Origin of the sequence: Pseudomonas sp. HD6422, from assembly GCF_025377065.1 — a bacterium.
GTDB lineage: Bacteria > Pseudomonadota > Gammaproteobacteria > Pseudomonadales > Pseudomonadaceae > Aquipseudomonas > Aquipseudomonas putida_U.
This window is the reverse complement of record NZ_JAHWIW010000047.1, coordinates 17,609-36,971: the sequence shown is the minus strand read 5'-3', so window position 1 is coordinate 36,971 and position 19,363 is coordinate 17,609. Positions and strand designations below refer to the sequence as shown.

16 protein-coding genes are annotated in these 19,363 nt (G+C 62.2%); 9 read left to right on the top strand and 7 right to left on the bottom strand.

Annotated elements, in window-relative coordinates:
• The coding region (locus KY379_RS24770; RefSeq protein WP_261241877.1) for a thiamine pyrophosphate-binding protein at positions 1 to 332 on the bottom strand (332 nt) is incomplete at its 3' end.
• 112 nt (positions 333 to 444) lie between these two features.
• Between KY379_RS24770 and KY379_RS24765 the strand changes: the two genes are divergently transcribed.
• Together KY379_RS24765 and KY379_RS24760 are read left to right on the top strand one after the other, a co-directional pair.
• The gene (locus KY379_RS24765; RefSeq protein WP_133327202.1) at positions 445 to 1,359 is read left to right on the top strand and encodes a LysR family transcriptional regulator; all 915 of its coding nucleotides are present in this window, start codon (positions 445 to 447) and stop codon (positions 1,357 to 1,359) included.
• 64 nt (positions 1,360 to 1,423) lie between these two features.
• Positions 1,424 to 3,091, top strand: a complete 1,668-nt coding sequence (locus KY379_RS24760; RefSeq protein WP_133327200.1) for an NAD-dependent malic enzyme — start codon at positions 1,424 to 1,426, stop codon at positions 3,089 to 3,091.
• Positions 3,092 to 3,161: 70 nt separating this feature from the next.
• Here KY379_RS24760 and KY379_RS24755 read toward each other — a convergent pair whose 3' ends face one another.
• The 3 genes from KY379_RS24755 to KY379_RS24745 all read right to left on the bottom strand — a co-directional run bounded on the left by KY379_RS24755 (position 3,162) and on the right by KY379_RS24745 (position 6,599).
• The gene (locus KY379_RS24755) at positions 3,162 to 3,926 is read right to left on the bottom strand and encodes a 2-keto-4-pentenoate hydratase (RefSeq protein ID WP_261241878.1); all 765 of its coding nucleotides are present in this window, start codon (positions 3,924 to 3,926) and stop codon (positions 3,162 to 3,164) included.
• 50 nt (positions 3,927 to 3,976) lie between these two features.
• A complete protein-coding gene (locus tag KY379_RS24750; protein WP_133327196.1) occupies positions 3,977 to 5,275 on the bottom strand; it encodes an MFS transporter in 1,299 nt (432 codons plus the stop codon).
• 112 nt (positions 5,276 to 5,387) lie between these two features.
• On the bottom strand, positions 5,388 to 6,599 hold the full coding sequence (locus KY379_RS24745; RefSeq protein ID WP_133327194.1) for a pyridoxal-phosphate-dependent aminotransferase family protein: 1,212 nt from the start codon (positions 6,597 to 6,599) through the stop codon (positions 5,388 to 5,390).
• A 146-nt stretch (positions 6,600 to 6,745) separates the two neighbouring features.
• On the opposite strand from KY379_RS24745, the gene KY379_RS24740 reads away from it, so the two are divergent.
• The 5 genes from KY379_RS24740 (at position 6,746) to KY379_RS24720 (ending at position 12,493) form a co-directional block, all read left to right on the top strand.
• Positions 6,746 to 7,462, top strand: coding sequence for a GntR family transcriptional regulator (locus tag KY379_RS24740; protein ID WP_261241879.1), 717 nt, complete (start codon positions 6,746 to 6,748; stop codon positions 7,460 to 7,462).
• Positions 7,463 to 7,473: 11 nt separating this feature from the next.
• A complete protein-coding gene (locus tag KY379_RS24735; protein WP_261241880.1) occupies positions 7,474 to 8,691 on the top strand; it encodes a glycine hydroxymethyltransferase in 1,218 nt (405 codons plus the stop codon).
• A 119-nt stretch (positions 8,692 to 8,810) separates the two neighbouring features.
• Positions 8,811 to 9,365, top strand: a complete 555-nt coding sequence (locus KY379_RS24730; RefSeq protein ID WP_261241881.1) for a helix-turn-helix domain-containing protein — start codon at positions 8,811 to 8,813, stop codon at positions 9,363 to 9,365.
• Positions 9,366 to 9,427: 62 nt separating this feature from the next.
• Entirely contained in the window at positions 9,428 to 11,119 is a 1,692-nt protein-coding gene (locus tag KY379_RS24725) for a molecular chaperone HscC (RefSeq protein ID WP_133327187.1), read from the top strand.
• Between the two features lie 6 nt (positions 11,120 to 11,125).
• On the top strand, positions 11,126 to 12,493 hold the full coding sequence (locus KY379_RS24720) for a J domain-containing protein (protein WP_261241885.1): 1,368 nt from the start codon (positions 11,126 to 11,128) through the stop codon (positions 12,491 to 12,493).
• A gap of 124 nt (positions 12,494 to 12,617) precedes the next feature.
• Here KY379_RS24720 and KY379_RS24715 read toward each other — a convergent pair whose 3' ends face one another.
• From KY379_RS24715 to KY379_RS24705, 3 genes are all read right to left on the bottom strand, one after another.
• A complete protein-coding gene (locus KY379_RS24715; RefSeq protein WP_261241886.1) occupies positions 12,618 to 13,631 on the bottom strand; it encodes an AraC family transcriptional regulator in 1,014 nt (337 codons plus the stop codon).
• 79 nt (positions 13,632 to 13,710) lie between these two features.
• Positions 13,711 to 14,379, bottom strand: a complete 669-nt coding sequence (locus KY379_RS24710) for a DUF3313 domain-containing protein (protein WP_133327181.1) — start codon at positions 14,377 to 14,379, stop codon at positions 13,711 to 13,713.
• Between the two features lie 46 nt (positions 14,380 to 14,425).
• Positions 14,426 to 15,718, bottom strand: a complete 1,293-nt coding sequence (locus KY379_RS24705) for an OmpP1/FadL family transporter (protein WP_133327179.1) — start codon at positions 15,716 to 15,718, stop codon at positions 14,426 to 14,428.
• Positions 15,719 to 16,135: 417 nt separating this feature from the next.
• Here KY379_RS24705 and KY379_RS24700 point away from each other — a divergent pair, with 417 nt between their 5' ends.
• Together KY379_RS24700 and KY379_RS24695 are read left to right on the top strand one after the other, a co-directional pair.
• Positions 16,136 to 16,666, top strand: coding sequence for a hypothetical protein (locus tag KY379_RS24700; protein ID WP_133327177.1), 531 nt, complete (start codon positions 16,136 to 16,138; stop codon positions 16,664 to 16,666).
• 369 nt (positions 16,667 to 17,035) lie between these two features.
• The gene (locus KY379_RS24695) at positions 17,036 to 19,291 is read left to right on the top strand and encodes a tetratricopeptide repeat protein (RefSeq protein ID WP_261241887.1); all 2,256 of its coding nucleotides are present in this window, start codon (positions 17,036 to 17,038) and stop codon (positions 19,289 to 19,291) included.
• Positions 19,292 to 19,363 lie beyond the last annotated feature (72 nt).

Below are 19,363 nucleotides of genomic sequence, written 5' to 3'. Positions count from 1 at the left end.
TTGTGCAGACGAGCGCGCGGAGCCTGGCCGGTGATGCAGAGGATCGGGATGGAGTCGGCCGAGGCGCTGTACAGGCCAGTGACCATGTCGGTACCGGCTGGGCCGGAGGTACCGATGCACACGCCGATGTTGCCGGGATTGGCGCGGGTGTAGCCCTCGGCCATGTGCGAGGCACCTTCGACGTGGCGAGCGAGGACGTGATCGATGCCACCGACTTTCTTCAGGGCCGAGTACAGCGGGTTGATGGCAGCCCCAGGAATGCCGAACGCAGTCTCTACGCCTTCACGGCGCATGACCAGAACGGCTGCATCGATTGCTCTCATCTTTGCCATGGTGATCTCCTGTCATGTAGTCGATATTTTTCTTATTGAGTGGCAGCATGGAGCAGCGAGCGATCCTGTTGAAGGCCAGTAAATTAGATTCTGTCGATACTTGAGGTATGGAATGGGGCGATACGTTGAGTTGCAAAGCTTCGTCCAGGTGGCGCAGAAGGGCAGCTTCGCCGCTGCCGCGCTGGTTGAAGGCGTGACGCCGGTGGTCATGGGCAGACGCCTCGACAGCCTGGAAAAACGTTTGGGCGTGAAACTCATGCACCGCTCCACCCGGGGCCTGAAACTGACCGCCCTGGGCGAACAGCTGCTGGAGCGGGCCAGGCAGGTGCTGCTCGAATTCGATGACCTGGAAGCGGCGATCTGCAGCAGCTCGTCGTTGGTCAAAGGCAGCCTGCAGATCTCGGCACCTGCGGCGTTCGGGCGCATGCATGTCGCGCCTCATGCCTTGGCGTTCCAGCAGCGCTATCCCCATGTGAAGCTGGCCTTCAACCTCACCGACAGCGTGGTGGACCTGGTCAGCGAAGGCTATGACTTGAGCATCCGCATCGGCGAGATCCGCGATCCCAACTACGTGGCGGTCAAGTTGTTCCCCAATCGTCGCGTGGTGTGCGGCACCCCGGAATATTTCGCTCGTCACGGTCGCCCGCGCACCCTCGAAGACCTGGCTGAGCACAACTGCCTGGCCTTCACCCTGCAAGGTGGCCAGCAACGTGGCTGGACCTTCATGCGCGATGGCCGCCCAGTGGCGATGAAGGTCAGCGGCAACCTGGCCTGCAACGATGGTGAACTGCTCGCCTCATGGATGCAGCAAGGCGTCGGCATCGGCTGGCGCTCGACCTGGGAAATCCAGGCAGCGCTCGACCAGGGAACGTTGGTGACGGTCCTCGACGAGTTCGCGTTGCCAGATTACGACATCCAGGCAGTGTGGCCGCAACAGCGTCACCTGCCGGCCAAGGTGCGGTTTTTCGTCGACTACCTTAAAGAGGTCTACAACACAGCGGGATACTGGAACCCTGCCGGCGCTTGATTGCAATCACGCGCCCGCTTGGTATATTGAATGCAAAATACAACAAGCAAACGAGGCCACTTCCATGCCGTCAGTACGTCGTCCGTTGCCCGTCAAGTTTCGCGGCCCCACGCTGCTGGAAACGTCATTGTTGAACAAAGGTACTGCCTTCTCGGCCATTGAGCGTGAGCAGTTGCACCTGCTCGGCCTGCTTCCGGCCCACGTCGAAACGCTGGAGCAACAGGTGGCCAGGTGTTACCGGCAATTCAGCGAAGCCCCAGGCAACCTGGAAAAACACGTGTACCTGCGCTCGGTCCAGGATCGTAACGAAACCCTGTTCTACAAGCTGGTGGAAACCCATCTCGAAGAGATGCTGCCGATCATCTACACCCCCACCGTCGGCAAGGCTTGTCAGGAATTTTCCCGCATCTACCGCAGCTACCGCGGTGTGTTCATCTCGTACGATGATCGTGATCGCATCGACGAGATCCTCAATAACGTCACCAAGGACAAGGTCAAAGTCATCGTCGTCAGTGACTGCGAGCGCATTCTCGGGCTCGGCGATCAGGGCGTGGGCGGCATGGGTATCCCGATCGGCAAGCTGTCGTTGTACACCGCCTGCGGTGGCATCAGCCCGGCCTACACGTTGCCGGTGGTGCTCGACGTCGGCACTGGCAACAGCACACTGCTCGACGATCCGGAGTACTTCGGCCTCAAGCAACCTCGGGTTCGCGGCGCGGACTACGATGCGTTTCTCCAGGCCTTCGTCGATGCCGTGCAGAAACGCTGGCCCGATGCCCTGCTGCAGTTCGAAGACTTCGCCCTGACCACGGCCATGCCGTTGTTGGCGCGCTATCGCGACAAGGTGTGCTGTTTCAACGACGACATCCAGGGAACCGCCGCAGTCACCGTCGGCACCTTGCTGGCAGCCTGCAGGATCAAGGGCGAGCCGCTGTCGAAGCAGACCATTGCCTTCGTCGGTGCAGGTTCTGCAGGTTGCGGCATTGCCGAGCAGATCATCCAGGCCATGGTGGAGGAAGGCCTGAGCGACGCACAGGCCCGTAGCCAGGTATTCCTGCTCAACAGCAAAGGCCTGCTCACCGACCACCAGCAGGGGCTGTACGACTTCCAGACACGCCTCTCGCACACCACTGCGTCATTGGCCCAGTGGCGCTACCAGGGCGATTGGCCAAACCTGCAGGAAGTGGTGGCCAATGCCAGGCCGACGGTGTTGATCGGTGTGTCGGGCAAGGCCGGGCTGTTCACCGAGGAAGTCATCACCACGCTGTACCAAGGCTGTTCCAGGCCGATCATCATGCCGCTGTCGAACCCGACCTCGCAGATCGAGGCGCATCCGGCCGATATCCTGCGCTGGACCGACTGCCAGGCGCTGGTGGCCACCGGCAGCCCGTTCCAGCCGGTCGAAGTGAACGGGCGCAGCTTCCGCATCGCCCAGTGCAACAACTCGTATATCTTCCCTGGCGTCGGCTTGGGGGTGATCGCCAGCAAGGCGCGCCGGGTCACCGAGCGCATGCTGATGGCCTCGGCCAGGGCGCTGGCCGACAGCGCGCAGGCTGGCGAGATGCTGCCGCCGATGAACGAGGTCCAGCGAGTGAGCAAGGATATCGCCCTGGCCGTGGCCCTGGAGGCATGTGCCGAAGGCGTTGCGCCGCAGCAGGATGAGGCGGCGTTGCGTGAGGCGATCGAGGCCACGTTCTGGGAGCCGAAATACCGCGACTACGTCCCCGCCTGATAGCAAACGGCGCCACACGACTGGTGTGTGGCGCCGTATCCCGGTCCATTTCAGCAGGTGCCTGGGTGGCTTATTGAATATCGAGCTTCACCGCTGGCAAACCCTCGATCATGCCAACCACCTTGCCTGAAGTCTGCGCAGCGTACATGCCGGTGAACGAACCGGTGGTGATCACCAGGCCCTTTGCCAAGGTGAGCCCCTGGCGCGTGTGGTGATTGACCAGCCACGGCAGCAACCGTCGCGGATCGCCCGCTGGGTTCGCGGCAGTCCCCGGCACGATGCTGTGGTCGTTGAACAGGAACTCGAGCGACGGTTGGGCGAAGGGGAAGTCCTCCCGGTATGGCACGAAAGCACCGACCACCAGCGCGCCATGGTTGAGCAGGTCGGCCAACTGGGTCAGAGGCTCGACCTTCGGCCAGGCGGCAAAACGGCTCGCGACGATTTCCACGGCAGCGGCCATCTCGCCGATGCCTGCGTGCACCTGCTCGTCGCTGTAGTCCTGGTCTTGCGGCGCGAAGTCGCGGTTGAAACGAAATGCGATTTCCAGCTCCAGCACGGCGGGAGCGTAGTCGACCCGATTGAACGTGCGGGCCTGGGTGTGGATGCACTCAGCGGGCAAGGGCGAGCCCTGGATCGGCCCGGTGTGGGATTTCGAGCCGACCTTCCAGCCGCCTGGCTTGATGCCGCGCAGCTCGAAGATGGCTTGCTGAGTCTGGTAGGCCGCATTGAAATCCCTTGGCTGCAGCGCCTCGTCGAGCTCTCCCAAGGCAACGCCCTGGCGCTGTGCCTCGACGATCAACTGCGCCAGGCGCGTGGAATTGACTGCTGTATTCAAGGTATCGCTCCTTTATCTGATGCCCGCGCCTGACGCGCGGGCTCGGTGCGTTATTTGCCAATGGCCGGGGAGGGGTGTGCATCGCTGGCAGGTACCACTGGCGGCTTCGCGTACTCGAACCGGTTCTGCGGCTTCATACGGAAAGACAGCACGACGCCGATCGCCAACAGGATGATGCTCACCAGGAACGGCAGTTGCCAATTGTCGAAGGTGTCGATCAGCATGCCGGCCGCCACCGGGCTGATGATCGCGGCCATGGCTGAGCCGGTGTTCATCATGCCGCTCGCCGTGCCGGAATGGTCGGGGGCGATGTCCATGGGAATGGCCCACATCGGGCCGATGGTCATTTCCGAGAAGAAGAAGCCGATGGCCAGGCAGGCCAGGGAGACGTGCATGTCGGTGGTGAACATCAGCGGCAGCAGGGACAGCAAGGTCAGGCTCAGGCAGATGGCGACCATCCGGCTGCGGGCCTTGTTGAGGTTGCCTGTCTTGGCATAGATGCGGTCGCTGACGATACCGCCCAGCGTATCGCCGACCACCCCGCCAAAGAACACCGCCGAGGAAAAGATCGCCGTGCCCTTGAGGTCCAGGCCTAGGTTCATGAAGTACATCGGTACCCAACTCAGCAGCAGCCAGAGTGTCCAGCCATAGCAGAAATACACGATGGTCACCGGCGCCATGCGTCTGAACAGGCGCCCCCAGGGCAAGGGATTCTTGTTCTTGGCCTTGGCCACAGGCAGTGCGTCCAGTTCCGCTTGCGAGATCCGCGGATGGCGTTTCGGCGAGTCGGTGAACACCAGCGCCCACAGGCCGACCCAGACGAAACTGATCACGGCGCAGACATAGAACGATTCGCGCCAGCCGTAGGCGGCCATGATGGCGATCATCGCGGCAGGGGCCAGGGCATTGCCCAGGCGGGCGAAGGCGTGGGTGATGCCTTGGGCGAAGCCGCGCTTTTCCTTGGGCACCCAGCGCGACATGGCGGCGGTGGCCGCCGGAAAAGTCGCGCCCTCGCCGAGTCCGAGCAGGATGCGGGCGATGATCAGTGAAATGAAACCGCCTGCAAGACCGGTCATGACGGTTGCCGCAGCCCAGAGGATGCCGCAGAACACCAGGGTGCGCTTGGCGCCGAAACGGTCGCTGACCCAGCCGCCGATGATTTGAAAGACCAGGTAGGGGTAGGCGAAGGCAGAAAAGACGATGCCGATTTCAGTCTTGCTCAGGCCGAACTCCGGGCCGAAGCCGACGGCGGCAGTACTGACGTTGACTCGGTCCAGGTAAGTGATGAAGTACATGGCGCAGAGCATGCACAGCACCACGGTGGTGGGGCGCAGACGTAAAGACTTCATGTTCTATCTCCAGTTTCTTATTGTGCTCGCCGACAACGCGAGGATTCGGGATAGTCAGTCGTTCATGGCACTGCGGCGGTTGCCGCAGTGCTGCTTCACCGCGGTGTGTCGGTCATTGGCGCCGTAATGGCACCGATTGCCCTCCCAGGTAGTCCATCGCAGCCAGCACACCGCTGGCCTGCAGCTTCACGCCTGCCAGTTGCAGGCCCATTTCGCAGCCACTTAGGGTGGCCATCAGCGTCAAGTCGTTACAGTCGCCGAGGTGGCCGATGCGGAACATCCGGCCTTTCATCTTGCCAAGGCCCGTGCCCAGCGACATGTCGAAGCGCTCGTAGATCACCTTGCGCACAGCGTCGGCGTCGACCCCTTCCGGCGTCATGACGCCAGTGAGCACCGGGCTGTACACCTGCGGGTCGGCGCACTGAATGTCCAGCCCCCAGGCGTTGACGGCGGCGCGACAGGCTTGGGCGAGACGCTGGTGGCGGCTGAAGACGTTGTCCAGGCCTTCGCCGAGGATCATGTCCAGGGCTTCGGCCAAGCCGTACAGCAGGTTGGTGTTGGGGGTATAGGGCCAGTAACCGGTCTTGTTCATCTCGATGATTTCATCCCAGCCCCAGAAGCTGCGCGGCAGCTTGGCTTGCTTACTGGCGGCGATGGCCTTGGGTGACAGGGCATTGAAGCTGATGCCTGGCGGCAGCATCAGGCCCTTCTGCGAGCCGGACACCGTGACATCCACGCCCCATTCGTCATGGCGGTAGTCCGCCGAGGCCAGGCCGGAAATGGTGTCGACCAGCAGCAGAGCAGGGTGGCCGGCTGCATCGATGGCTTTGCGCACGGCAGCGATATCCGACGTCACCCCCGTGCTGGTTTCGTTGTGCACCACGCATACCGCCTTGATGCGCCGGGCGCTGTCGGCGCGCAGGTAGTCCTCGATCATCGCGGCGTCGACGCCTGCGCGCCATCCTTCGATCCCGGGCCTGCCGATGAACTGCGGCTTGAGGCCCAGGTTGACCGCCATCTTCTGCCACAGCGTGGCGAAATGGCCGGTTTCGAACATCAGCACTTCATCGCCGGCACTGAGGGTGTTGCACAACGCTGCTTCCCAGGCGCCAGTCCCTGATGCCGGGTAGATGATCACCGGGTGTACGGTCTTGAAGATTTGCTTGATGCCGTCGAGCACCTTCAGACCAAGTTCGCCGAACTCCGGTCCGCGATGGTCGATGGTGGGGTAGCTCATGGCCCGGAGAATGCGATCCGGCACTGGGCTGGGTCCGGGTATCTGCAGGAAGTGGCGACCGGCAGGGTGGAAGTCGAGCTTGAGCATGGATACCTCCATTTTGTTTTTGTATTTTGAATGCAATATACAATAGCAGCGGCTCAGAGACCGTCAAATGTCTATTTCTGCAGCCTGCCAATGGCCGTATTGCAAGGCTTTGGACTATGATTGCCGAGTCTGATGGGGGATTTTGTATGCAATATTCAGATTCTTTAGCGGCGCCAGCAGCGGAGCGCGTCCTGCCGAAAGTCGAGCGTCAGCGGCTGCATGACACCGTGGTAGAGCACCTGCGCACGTTCATCACCGAAGGCGTACTGGAGCCTGGGCAGAAGCTCAACGAACGCGAGCTGTGCGAACACTTGGGCATTTCCCGCACGCCGCTGCGCGAAGCGCTCAAGGTGCTGGCCGCCGAACGCCTGATCGACATCGAGCCGAATCGCGGTGCCAGCGTCGCGCGTCTGTCCGAGGTCGAGATGCGTGAGGCATTCGAGCTGATGAGTGGCCTGGAGGCGTTTTCCGGCGAGCTGGCCTGCGAGCGCATCACCGTTGAAGAGCTGGCCGAGATCAAGGCCATGCACTATGCGATGGTGGTGTGCCGCAACCAGGACGATTTGGCCGGTTACTACAAGCTCAACCACGCCATTCATGAGCGCATCAACCTCGCTGCGCGCAATCGCCTGCTCAGCCAGCAGTACCAGCAGTTGAACGCGCGGCTGCAGGCGTTCCGGTTCCGCTCCAACCATCTGCCACCCAAATGGGATCGCGCCGTGCACGATCACGAAGAAATGATCGAGGCCTTGGAGGCCCGCGACGGCAAGCGTCTAGGCGCGATTCTGCGCCACCACCTGCTGGAGAAACGCGATGCGGTGCTGTTGCTGATGGCCACCGAGCAGGCGGCCCACACGCGCTAGATGGGGGATGCATGGCTAGGGCGCAGAACGATGAAGCATTGATGGCCGCGGCGCGCGAGCGCACCCGGCAACTCAGCGAGGAGCGGTTGGTGCTGTATGCCGGCGCCAACTTGCCCAGTGCCGAGGTGATTGCGGCCTATGCGCCCGGGTTGAGTGCCTATCCGGCGATGGGACCGAGCTTTTTCAAGGAACAGCCCGATACCGCTCTGGTTTCTCGCCTCGAGCATCGGGTCGAAGCCCTGGCCTGCGATGTGTTCGGCGCGGCTTGGGCGCAGGTGCGGCTACCCAGTTGCACATTGGCCAACCTTGCGGTGTTTCACAGTTTCGCGGCGCCTGGCGATCTGCTGCTTGCGCCGTCCGCAGCCCACGGCGGGCATCTGAGCCAGCGCCGGGGCGGCACGCCGGAGCTGGCGGGGTTGCGCGTCGAGGATCTGCCGTTCGATACCCAGGGCTGTCAGCTCGATGGCCGGCGTGCGGCAGCGTTGGTGCTGCAACGTCAGCCGAAGCTGGTGATGCTGGGGCGCAGTGTTCTGCTGGCGCCGGATGACATCGACGAGGTCGTGCGAGCCGCCCAGGCCGTGGGCGCGTTGACGATTTTCGATGCGTCGCATGTGTCCGGGTTGATCGCCGGCAAGGTGTTTCCCAACCCCTTCGAGGCGGGTGTCGACATCATCACCACGTCGACCTACAAGACGTTGCCAGGACTGCCGCAAGGTTTGGTCCTGGGGCGTGAGCCTGAGCATGGGGCCAAGCTCAGGTCATTGCTCGACCGTGCCTTTCTCGCCAATTACGACGCGGGTCGCCTGCCATGCCTGGTGCAGTTGCTCGACGAAGTGAAGCTGGGCGGGGTGGACTATGCCCGGCGTATCATCCGCAACACCGTGGCGTTGGCCGAGGCATTGCGTGATCAAGGCTTGCCAGTGATGGTGGGCGCTACCGCTCAGCAGGCTACGCATCAGCTGTTGATTGCGCTTGGCCATGCTGCTGACCCTCGCGCCGTGATGCAACAGCTCGAGCGCAGCGGTATCGTCGTCGGCACCTGCGCTGACCCTTCGCGGCCAGGGGAGCATGCGTTGCGGTTGGGGACGCAGGTGTTGACCCGGTTGGGACTGGAGCCCCGGGACATGGCCGATATCGCTGCACTGTTAAGACGCGTATTGGCAGGCCAGAGCGATGGCGGCGCTGAGGTCAAGGCGTTGCTCGCTCGTTACCACTCGCCACGGCCCTGAGGGCATCGACTCGCCCGCAATGCGCGGCGCAGCAGCGCTCGCGTATTCCCCGAACCCTGTTGCTTTATGCCACGAATCCTGTACCTTCCAGACCTCCAAATCCCCAGTCACGATTCACTATGAAAGTGCACGAAGAGATCGAAGGCCTGGCCGTATTGATTCGCGACCTGCGCAAATTCAAAGGCTTCACCCTGGGCGAACTGGCCCAGCGCATCGGCCGCTCGGTGGGCTTCTTGTCCCAGGTGGAACGCGGTGTGTCTCGCCCGACCGTAGCCGACCTCACGGCCATCAGTGAAGCACTCGGTGTCTCCACGGCCTATTTCTACAAGCTCGAAAAGCCCCGCGAGCTCGACTGGGTCACCCGGCCGCACGAGCGCCGGACCTTGCACCTGGCCTGCGGCATCACCGATGTATTGGCGTCGCCCACCATCACCGGCGCCTTCTCGATGCTCGACAGCCACCTCGAACCCGGCGCCAGCAGTGGCGAGGAATACCTGGACGACAGCTCGGAACAAGGCTGCTTCGTGCTCGAAGGCGAACTGACGGTCTGGCTCGATGATGGCGAGCCCGTTACGCTATGCGCCAGCGACAGCTTCCAGCTGCAACCCCACGCGCGTTTCCGCTACGCCAATCTCACCGACAAGCCCACCCGCGTGCTGTGGGTGTTCAGCTGAGGCGCAGGTCAGCCATCCGCCGCGTTCAACTGCTTTGCCGCATCATTTAAGGAAGAGTGATAGTGATCATCGGTATCGACTTGGGCACCACCAACAGCCTCGTGGCCGTCTGGGAAGGGGACAGTGCCCGAATAATCCCCAATGCCTTGGGCGAGCGCCTGACACCGAGCATCGTAGGCCTGGATGACCAGGGCCAATTGGTCGTCGGCGATATCGCCCGCGAACGCCTGCACACCCATCCGCACCTCACCACCTCGCTGTTCAAACGCTACATGGGCAGCGCCCGGGAAACCCAGCTCGGCAACCGTGCCTACCGCGCCGAAGAACTCTCGGCAATGCTGCTGCGCAGCCTCAAGGCCGATGCCGAACGTGCCCTCGGCCAGCCAGTGCACGAAGCGGTGATCAGCGTTCCGGCCTATTTCAGCGATGCTCAGCGCAAGGCCACCCGCATCGCCGGCGAGCTGGCCGGGCTCAAGGTGGAGAAACTGGTCAACGAACCCACCGCCGCCGCCTTGGCCTATGGGCTCGAGCAGCGTCGCGAAGCCAACTTTCTGGTGTTCGACCTGGGCGGGGGCACCTTCGATGTCTCCATCCTCGAACTGTTCGACGGCGTCATGGAAATCCGCGCCAGCGCCGGCGACAACTTCCTCGGCGGTGAGGACTTCGATGACCTTATCGTCGCTCATTTCATCGCCAAGGTCGGCGCCGCCGACCTTCCCGACACGACTCAGCCCGCCATCGCTCAGCGCCTGCGCCGCGAGGCCCAGCGGGTGCGCCACGCCCTGGGGCAGGCGTCGAGCGAACGCTTCACCCTGCGCGAACAGGCCCGTGAGTGGGCCGTGGAGGTGACCCAGGGCGAGCTGGCGGAGATCGTGCGGCCTCTGCTCGAGCGTCTGCGCGCGCCGATCGAGCGGGCCATGCGTGATGCTCGCATCAAAGTCGCGGATCTGGATGAAATCCTCCTGGTCGGCGGCACCACGCGCATGCCACTGGTGCGTAAGCTGGTCGCCTCGCTGTTCGGGCGTATCCCCTCGATGCAGCTCAACCCGGACCAGGTGGTCGCCCAGGGCGCCGCCGCCCAGGCAGCGCTGCAGGCCCGGCATGCCTCGCTCGAAGAAGTGGTGCTCACCGATGTCTGCCCCTACACCCTCGGCATCGAGACGGCGGTGCAGCAGGGCAGCGGCTTCCAGAGCGGCCATTACCTGCCGATCATCGAGCGCAACTCCGTAGTACCGGTCAGCCGTTCGCGTATCGTGTCCACCCTGCACGACAACCAGAAGCTGGTGAAAGTGGAGATCTACCAGGGCGAAAGCCGGATGGTCAGCAACAACATCTTTCTCGGTGAGCTGGAGATCCCGGTGCCTCCGCTCAAGGCCGGCGAAGTTTCGCTGGACGTGCGCTTCACCTACGACAACAACGGCCTGCTCGAAGCCCAGGTGCACCTGCCGATCAACGGCGAAACCCGCCGCCTGGTGATCGAGAACAACCCAGGCGTGCTACCGCCGGAAGAAATCGCCCAACGCCTGGCCGCCCTCGAAGCGCTGAAAGTGCACCCCCGCGACCAGCAGATCAATACCTTGCTGCTGGCCCGGCTCGACCGCTTGTACCAGGAAAGCCTTGGCGAGAGCCGTGAGCATGTCGGTGCATTGGCCAGTTACTTCCAGCAGATGCTCGACACCCAGGACGAACACCAGATTCGCAAGGCGCGCAGCGACATCAACGAGCGCCTGGCACAGTTCGAAGGCGAGGTCTGAATTGTCATGAGCCATTGGCAAATGCTCGAACTCACCCCGGATGCCGACCAACGCAGCATCAAGCGCGCCTATGCGCGCCTGCTCAAGCAATACCGTCCGGACGAAGACCCGGAGGCCTTCCAACGCCTGCGTGAAGCCTACGAGACCTCGCTGGAAGAGGCGCGCTGGCGTGAGCAAGTCGAGCACGTCGTGCCAGTCACCGATGCGACGCTGCCGGACAGCGAACCGAGCGCGCCATTCGCCATGCCTGGCACTCCCGCACAGTTGCTCGAGCCGGCGCTTGCCGAATGCCCGCCGGAGCCGCCCCTGGAGCAACTGCACACCTGGTTGGCCGAGGGCAAGGAGCGCCAGGTCATGGATGCGCTGCGCCTGTGGTTGGCCAGCGACTGGCTGCTGCCGTTCGAGCGCCGCGAGCAGTTCGAGCAGTGCGTGCTGGCCTTGCTCGAGTCCGACGCGCCCTGGTCGCCGGCATTCTTCGAGGGCGTCTGCCAGGCGATGGGCTGGGACGAAGCCCAGGGCAACCTGCCGTGCGACTACTGGCGTTGGGACCGCTTCATCCACCGCTGCGAATTGCACGCGATGGAGGAAAACCTGCGCAACGAACTGGCCAGGCACCGCGACGACAAGGTTCTCGGCCAACCTGCCGCCTTGCTGCTCGCGCCAATGAGCGACAGCAAACGCCGGATCATGGCCGACGGCTTCAGTGGCCACGACTGGCAGCGTTTCACCCAGTTCGCGCACGCCATCGAGGATCAGCACCCCGACCTGCCGGAGCGGTTGGGATTGACGCCGCTGGACAACTGGCGGGACTGGTTGCCGGCGGTCAGCTATCGACCCGTGTTCGTGTTCCTCTGGCTGGCTCTGTCGCTGGTGATCCTGCCTTCGCTGATCACCTACACGAAAACCAAGGGCGACCTGGCCGCCATGCTGGTCATCCCCCTGTTCGTGCCGGGTGTGTTGTTCCTGGGCATGAAGCTCTACCGTCTGGTGTCGATGGTGGTATTGCCCATGGCGTCGATCGATGTGCCGCTGAGCCGCTGGCTGTTGCCGCATCGCCTGTACCGGCAAGGCGCTGGACTGTTGCTGCTGCGCCATGTATTGCCCGCCCTGGTGCCAGCGGGGCTGGCCCTGGCCTGGGCCGGCAATGTGACCTGGTTGCGCTGGTGCGGCCCTGCGCTGGTGTTCCTGGGCACCCTGTATTTCACCAATGCCGTGCTGCGCGGCGGCAAGCTGGCGATCTGGGACCGGGTTGCACGGGCGGTCAAGGCCAGACTCGGGCGCTTGCCCTGGCACCTGCTGCGGCGCGAGGGCGTGCTGATCGCACTGGCCGTGATCGCGATGGGGCTCTGGGTCTATATGCGTTCGCGGCACTGAATGCACTAGTCCGGGCCGCGGTAGCCTCGGCACAGGCTCAGCTTGCGCAGGCGGTTGTCCGCGAGGGCTATGCCGATGCCAGCGTTTGTTTGGGTTGTCACCGATGAGGTCAGCCAAGGGCTATTCAAAAAGCAGAAATCACCGGATCACCATATAAACGCCGATGCTCTAGCGGCGTCATGTCGAACCAGCGCAAATGCGCCCGGCAGAATGAGGTAGTTCGGCGATAACCTAGCTCATTGGCGATCTGTCCCACGGTCAGGGTGGTCTTGCGCAGCATCTGCTGTGCCTGGTGGCGGCGGGTGCTGTCCAGATAAGCCTCGAATTCAATGCCGTCGCTAGCCAGATGCCGTTGCAGAGTACGTGTGTTGATATTCAAAGTCATCGCCACCTGCTCCAGGGTACAACGCTGGGCAGGCAGTAGCATCTGGATAGTACGCTCAACTGAAGCCTGCAGGCTGTCGCAAGGGCTGGCCTCGTTCTCCAGGAAGTGGCGGACAATTGCATGCAGGTCGGCATCATAGTGCACGCAGGCTTCCTGCAATACATCAGCGTCCATCACCAGGCAGTTGTGGGCCTGGCTGAACAGCACCGGGCAGTCGAAATAGCGCGTGTAGCCCATAGCGTCGCCTAGGGCGACGTGGCGTAAGGTCACGCTCCGTGGGCGCAACGGCGTGCCGCGTAGTTCGCCGATCAGCAACAGTGCGCCCATCACCGATTTCTCGATGATCTGTGGGGTCTGTTCTGACCCAGGCAGGCCATTGTCGAAATACAGCATGGCCTGCCCGGCGCGGTGTTCCAGGCGGAAGTGGATAGCTGGGCTGTAGTGGCGCATATATCGGATTACGGCAACCAGGGCATGGCCCACGGTGGGGGCGGAGTTGGCCAGGTGGCGTAATGGGCCGACCAGGGTCGAACCCTGGCGCAATGCCAGTTCCAGGCCGAAGCGTGGCAGGCTCAGGGCGTGCGCGCTGCCCTCGAATAGTTGCACCAGGCTCAAGTAGGGCAAGCGCTTGCCGTAGTTGCCGACCACGTCCAGGTCAATGTTCAACGGGGCCAGGAAGTCCCGCTGCGCTGCACCGTGTTCCGCCAATAGCTGGTCAAATTGCACCAAAGCGCTGCCGCGAATGCTGTCCATGGAATCGCGCCTCGTCAGATAAAGAGTGGTGAACCCGCGCACTCCTGCGCAGATCCGACTCACGCTGAAGGGAAGTGGCCTACTTCCTCAAGGCCTGGAAGGAGCTGACCATGTCCTTGGCCCAGCCATCGAGTACGGCTTTTGCGTCTTTGGCTTCCATCTTTTGCGACATGTTGTCCAGTTCGGTACCGGCACCTTTGCGCACCACTTCGGCCACCACTTGATTGGTGTCACCGTCGAGGAATGCCGCTTCGGTTGCGATGCTGGTGTCCTGATCGCGGATGCCGGTGGCGGTGCTGATGCCAGCCGCCACCAGCGCAATCGGGATCACTTCATACGGACGCAGGCTCTTGGTCTTGGCCGTGACGGCGGTGATGGCGGGGCGCACCACCAGCACGTTCGGGCCAGGGCTGGTGGCCAGCGGCAGCACTTGCGAGAAGTGGTTTTTCAGGGTCTGGTCGTAATACTGGGTGATGCCCTGCAAGGTCGACTGCGGTACGTTCTCGGTAGGTTGCGGCTTGGGGTAGAGCTGGCTTGGCTCGATGTAGACGCTGCGATAGCGCTTGGCGTCGACACCCGGCTTGATCCAGCGCATCACCGGTGCGCCCGTAGGCGACTTGTCTTCCTTGAGCACGCTGTAGTCCTTGAGAAAGCCCGAGTACTGGTCGGACTCCACGTACTTGCTGGCGCAACCTTGCAGCATGAGCGTTGCAAGGCACAGCGATGCGGCCAATGTCCGGGTGTTCATGCAGCTTCTCCTTCCTCACGATGATCGGTCGCCACTGCCTGACATCTCAGAAGCGCCAGGTGGCGCCACCGCCGATGATGTGCAGGGCGCTGTTGTCATAGCTGCCGGACAGTGTCGTGCCGGAGCGAGCCTTGGTCTGCTCGACGTCCATGTCGCCGAGCCAGACCAGGGTGTAAGCCAGGTGCAGGTCTAGCCCGTCGTCGACCTGATAATTGACCCCGGCGGCCAGCCGCCACGTCTCGCCCATAGGGTTATCGACGGTACGGTCGTCATCGTCCACTGCCGAGCTGTCGTAGCCCAGCCCCATGCTCCAGCGCCAGTTCGGCGTGGCCTGGTACTGGGCGCCCAGCGAGGCGTGCCAGGTGTCCTTGTATCGGCGGTCGACGGTGCGACTGGTGCCGCCCGCGTTGCTGTCGACCTCCACGCCGACATCGCCGAAGTCGCTCCAGTCCTGCCAGTTGAGGCTACCGAGCAGGGTCCACTGGTCGTCCAGTTCATGGGCGACGCTGAAGGTCACGGTCTGTGGCACATTGAGATCGAGCTCAAGCGAATCCACGTCGAGGCGGCGCAGGGCGACGTTGAGCAATGGGTTGTTGATGTCCTTGAGGTGGGGTTTGTCCTCGAACTCCAGCTTGACCTTGCTGGTGTAGGCCAGGCCTACACGGGTGCGGGCATCGACCTGGTACAGCAGCCCCAGGTTGACGCCCACTCCAACGTCGGTGTCTTTGTACTCCAGCTGGCCGTCCGGCCGGTCGGCCAGCCCCAGCAGATTGTTGTTGATGGCCATTTCGGTCCGGTAGTAACCGACCATGATGCGTGGCCCGACACCGATCGACAGGTCATCGGTGAATGCATAGGCCCATGTGGGTTGCAACGACACGCCGATCACTGCCGCTTCCTGGGTGAAGTAGCGGCCCGCCCAATCATCGTCGTAGTCCAGGGCCAGGCCAAAGTTGCCGTACATGCCAAAGCCGATGGCTGAACGGTCGTCGAGCTGATGACTGATGAACAGGCTGGCACCGGGCAGGTATTGCAGTGCATTGCCGCCTTCGTTGCCGCCGAACTGGTTGCCGCTGTCGCGGGAAAAACCCAGGTCGCCGAGGATGACCTGGGCGTTGGCACTGATCTGCGTACCCTGGAGCTGGGTGATGCCGGCGGGGTTGGTCATCAGTACGCTGGGATCGTTGGCCAGGGCGGCGGAACCGGCATTGGCCAGGCCGTTGCCCTCCTGGCCGGCTTCATAGATCAGAATGCCACCGGCCCAGGCAGCGTTGCCGAACAAGCAAGAAGTGCAGAACAACACGACCGCCGAGCGGCGCCGTCTGTGCAGCGATTCCATCAGACGCTCCTTGTGACTGAAGCGCTGTACCGTTTAGGGCAACTACCAGCGGGCATTGATGCGCAGTATGAAGCAGAGTAGACAGGTTGAAGATCGCCGTCGGGCGTCGGTGATTCTCTTTTCACGACACTTTCAGGTTTTGAATGGAAGCGGAAGCCGTAACCGGATCTCAGTACTTTAGAAGACACCATTACTCCCGCAAGACGTTATCTTAGAGGGGCGCCGATACCGTTTTTTCGCAAGAAATCTTTCATAAGCGGAGCTTCGTACAAACCGCTTCAAGTCTCCGATTCTTGACTAAACTTCGAGAATTTCTCGGAAAGTGAATGGCTGGTCCTGGTCGCAGTGAGGTTACTGTCTCACCCACTGACTCTGTCCGCAGCCTAATGAAGCGTTTCACTTCGTGAAGGAGCGACCATGAATACGTTTCTGCTGAAGATCAAACATGAATTTATGAAGGCGCTTCCCCCTACCTTATTTTTCTTCATCATTCTGCACATCGTGGCCTTGATTCGCTCGCTCATGATCAAGGGGTCAGGGGTGGACCTTCCCGTTTCAGCATCGGTATTGTTTGCATCTCTGGTTCTAGGAAAGTCTGTTCTGGTTGCAGACATGCTGCCATTTATCAACCGTTTCCCTGATAAACCGCTGCTATGGAATGTCAGCTGGAAGTCCCTCATGTATGCCTTAGTCGCACTTGTGGTGCATTACCTGGAGCGGCTGTACGACTTCTGGAAGGAAGCTCCTAGCTTCATCGATGCAAATGCCCTGCTGTGGTCCTCGATGAACTGGCCACGCTTTTGGGCCATACAGATCCTACTCATGACCCTGATTTTCATGTATTGCGTCATCGCAGAACTGGCAAGAGTCATTGGTCGTGACCGACTGAAGAGCATGTTCTTTGGACCGCTGCCGCCGAAACCTGCTAAATCTGGGGAAGGTTCCTAAGGGGCGCAGGCTGGAAATTATCGGACCCTATTTAAAGTCCGCTGGGTTGAAAGCAGCCGAGTCACTATTGGCTACCTGTTCATAGAGTCGACAATCTGTTCTGGCCTCGGTCGCATTCTATTTGGCTACTTCTCGATAGCCAAATATGAGCCTGATTGCTGCTCCATGGTCTGTTTGATATCCCGTGCCAGGCTTTTTATGTCATGCCGCTCAATTTCCTTGGGCATTTACTGAAAAACCTATTGAATTGATTTCCGGGCGGTGCTCTAGCCCAACTGCGCGCAGCCTGCGTCGGGTGTACTACGCTGCATCGGGGGCCGAGGCTGGAGCGACGTGATAATGCAAGTTGTACCTGCAAGGATGTGGTTCATGGCGCTGCTGCGCACCTGCCTTTTGGGCTTGCTGCTGGGCAGCCCTGCGCTGGCGATTGCCGAGGGGCAATTGCCGCGCCAGGCCAGCGAGCGCGAGGGTTATGCCGATGTCGGAAGTTGCCTGGGTTGTCATGCCGATCAGGCCAGCCAATGGGAGCATTCCGACCATGCCTGGGCATTGCGCGAGCCCACGGCAGCCAACGTGCTCGGCAATTTCGACAATGCGCGCTTCGACGAGGCCGGCGTCAAAGCCCGTTTTTTCCGCAAAGGTGACGGCTATTACGTCAACATCGAGGGCGAAGATGGCAAGCCGGCCGACTTTCGCGTGCTCTACACCTTTGGCTTCGAACCGTTGCAGCAATATCTGGTGGCGTTGTCGAGGGGGCGGCTGCAGGCCCTGACCCTGGCCTGGGACAGCCGTCCGGCCGCACAGGGTGGGCAGCGCTGGTTCTCGCTGTACCCGGGGCAACGCTTCGCCCCTGACGACCCTCTGCACTGGACCGGCCGCTACCAGAACTGGAACGGCATGTGCGCGGACTGCCATTCCACCGCTCTGGCCAAGAACTATGACGACAAAAAAGACAGCTTCGCCAGTACCTGGCAGGAGCAGAATGTCGGTTGCCAAGGCTGCCACGGGCCAGGCCAGGCCCACGTAGATTGGGCAAAGGAGCACCCTGGCGCCTCGCCGGCGCAAGGTTTGGCCGTGGACTTCAAAGCGTTGGGCAGCAAGGGCCAGGTCGAGCAGTGCGCCTATTGCCACAGCCGACGCCAAGGGCTGGGCACCGGCCAGCTGCCGGGTCACCCGCAACTGGACCAGAGTTTGCCCGCCACGCTGCGTACCGGCCTGTATCATGACGCCGGACAGATCGACGGCGAGGTATACGAATTCGGCTCGTTCAGCCAAAGCAAGATGTACGCGGCCGGGGTTGCCTGCACCGACTGCCACAACCCGCACACCACCAAGGTACGTATCGAAGGCAACGGCCTGTGCACGCAATGCCATAACACCCAGCCCAATACCGCTCGCTTCGCCGGCCTGCAAGCCAAGGACTACGACAGCCCGGAACATCATCACCACGTGGTCGGCTCGTCCGGTGCGCAGTGCATGAACTGCCACATGCCGACCAAGAACTACATGGTGATAGACCCCCGCCGCGACCACAGCATCCGCATTCCGCGCCCCGACTTGGCTGATACCGGCCCCGACGCCTGCACCACCTGCCATCAGGACCAGAAGCCGGCCTGGGCCGCCACTGCCATCGAGGGCTGGTTCGGTACGCCCAAACGCCCGGTCCACTATGGCCAGGCCTTCCACGGGGTGCGCCAGGACCCGTCCACAGCCTTGAGTCGCTTGGGGTACGTGTTGGCCGACAAGAGCAACCCGGCCATCGTGCGCGCGACCGCCGCCGACCAGCTGGCCGACATTGGCCCCGCTGCCTCCAGCAACCTGCGCTGGGCCCTGCAGGACAAGGACGCCGTGGTGCGCGCCTATGCGGTCGGCGGTTTTACCAGCCTGCCAGCCGAGCAGCGCCTGAAGCCACTGCTGCCGTTGCTTGAAGACCCTGACCGGGCGGTGCGTGACGAAGCCGTGCGGGCGTTGGCCGATGTGCCGGCGGCGCAACTGCCAGCCACGTTCGCGCCACTGCTTGCCGAGTATGAGCAGCGCCTGCGCAGCAACGCCGACCTGCCCGGCGGGCGGCTCAACCTGGCCGTGCTGCTGCAGCGCCAGGGGCGCGACGAGCAGGCCATGCAAGAGTACCGGCAGGCCCTGAAGATGGACCCGTATTTCCTCCCTGCCAGGGTCAACCTGGTGACCCTGGAAAGCAGCGCCCAGCGGCTGGACAAAGCTGAGCAGTTGCTGCGTGATGGCGTGGCACTGGAGAAGATGCCCGAGGCCGACCACGGCAACCTGGCCTACATGCTGGCGCTGTTGCTGGTGGAGCGCAACAAACCGGATGAGGCCGTCGGCTGGATGGAAAAGGCTGCCGTGGCGCTGCCGGGCAATTCGCGCATCCGTTACAACCAGGGGTTGCTGTTGTCGCGTATGAACCGTCGCGATGAGGCGTTGGTGGCATTGCGCAGCGGATTGGAACAAGCGCCGGAGAATGCGGATTTGCTGTACACGCTGATCTACCTGCATGCGCTAGCTGGCGAGCGTGAGCAGGCGTTTCCGTATGTCCAGCGGATGCGCGAAGTGGCGCCGGAAGATCCGCGGTTGCAGGCGATTGAGCCGTATTGGAAGCAAGGCCGCTGAATGTGTCCAGCGTTATGGGTGTGTCACCTGTGATATCGAACGCCGCGCGCGGCGCTCGATATCACAGATGCG

Bases quoted from the DNA above. Each gene is read 5' to 3' on its own strand.
- KY379_RS24735 (WP_261241880.1), top strand. From the start codon at position 7,474: ATGGCTAGGGCGCAGAACGATGAAGCATTGATGGCCGCGGCGCGCGAG.
- KY379_RS24730 (WP_261241881.1), top strand. From the start codon at position 8,811: ATGAAAGTGCACGAAGAGATCGAAGGCCTGGCCGTATTGATTCGCGAC.
- KY379_RS24740 (WP_261241879.1), top strand. From the start codon at position 6,746: ATGCAATATTCAGATTCTTTAGCGGCGCCAGCAGCGGAGCGCGTCCTG.
- KY379_RS24695 (WP_261241887.1), top strand. From the start codon at position 17,036: ATGGCGCTGCTGCGCACCTGCCTTTTGGGCTTGCTGCTGGGCAGCCCT.
- KY379_RS24715 (WP_261241886.1), bottom strand. From the start codon at position 13,631: ATGGACAGCATTCGCGGCAGCGCTTTGGTGCAATTTGACCAGCTATTG.
- KY379_RS24720 (WP_261241885.1), top strand. From the start codon at position 11,126: ATGAGCCATTGGCAAATGCTCGAACTCACCCCGGATGCCGACCAACGC.
- KY379_RS24700 (WP_133327177.1), top strand. From the start codon at position 16,136: ATGAATACGTTTCTGCTGAAGATCAAACATGAATTTATGAAGGCGCTT.
- KY379_RS24760 (WP_133327200.1), top strand. From the start codon at position 1,424: ATGCCGTCAGTACGTCGTCCGTTGCCCGTCAAGTTTCGCGGCCCCACG.
- KY379_RS24765 (WP_133327202.1), top strand. From the start codon at position 445: ATGGGGCGATACGTTGAGTTGCAAAGCTTCGTCCAGGTGGCGCAGAAG.
- KY379_RS24705 (WP_133327179.1), bottom strand. From the start codon at position 15,718: ATGGAATCGCTGCACAGACGGCGCCGCTCGGCGGTCGTGTTGTTCTGC.
- KY379_RS24745 (WP_133327194.1), bottom strand. From the start codon at position 6,599: ATGCTCAAGCTCGACTTCCACCCTGCCGGTCGCCACTTCCTGCAGATA.
- KY379_RS24750 (WP_133327196.1), bottom strand. From the start codon at position 5,275: ATGAAGTCTTTACGTCTGCGCCCCACCACCGTGGTGCTGTGCATGCTC.
- KY379_RS24710 (WP_133327181.1), bottom strand. From the start codon at position 14,379: ATGAACACCCGGACATTGGCCGCATCGCTGTGCCTTGCAACGCTCATG.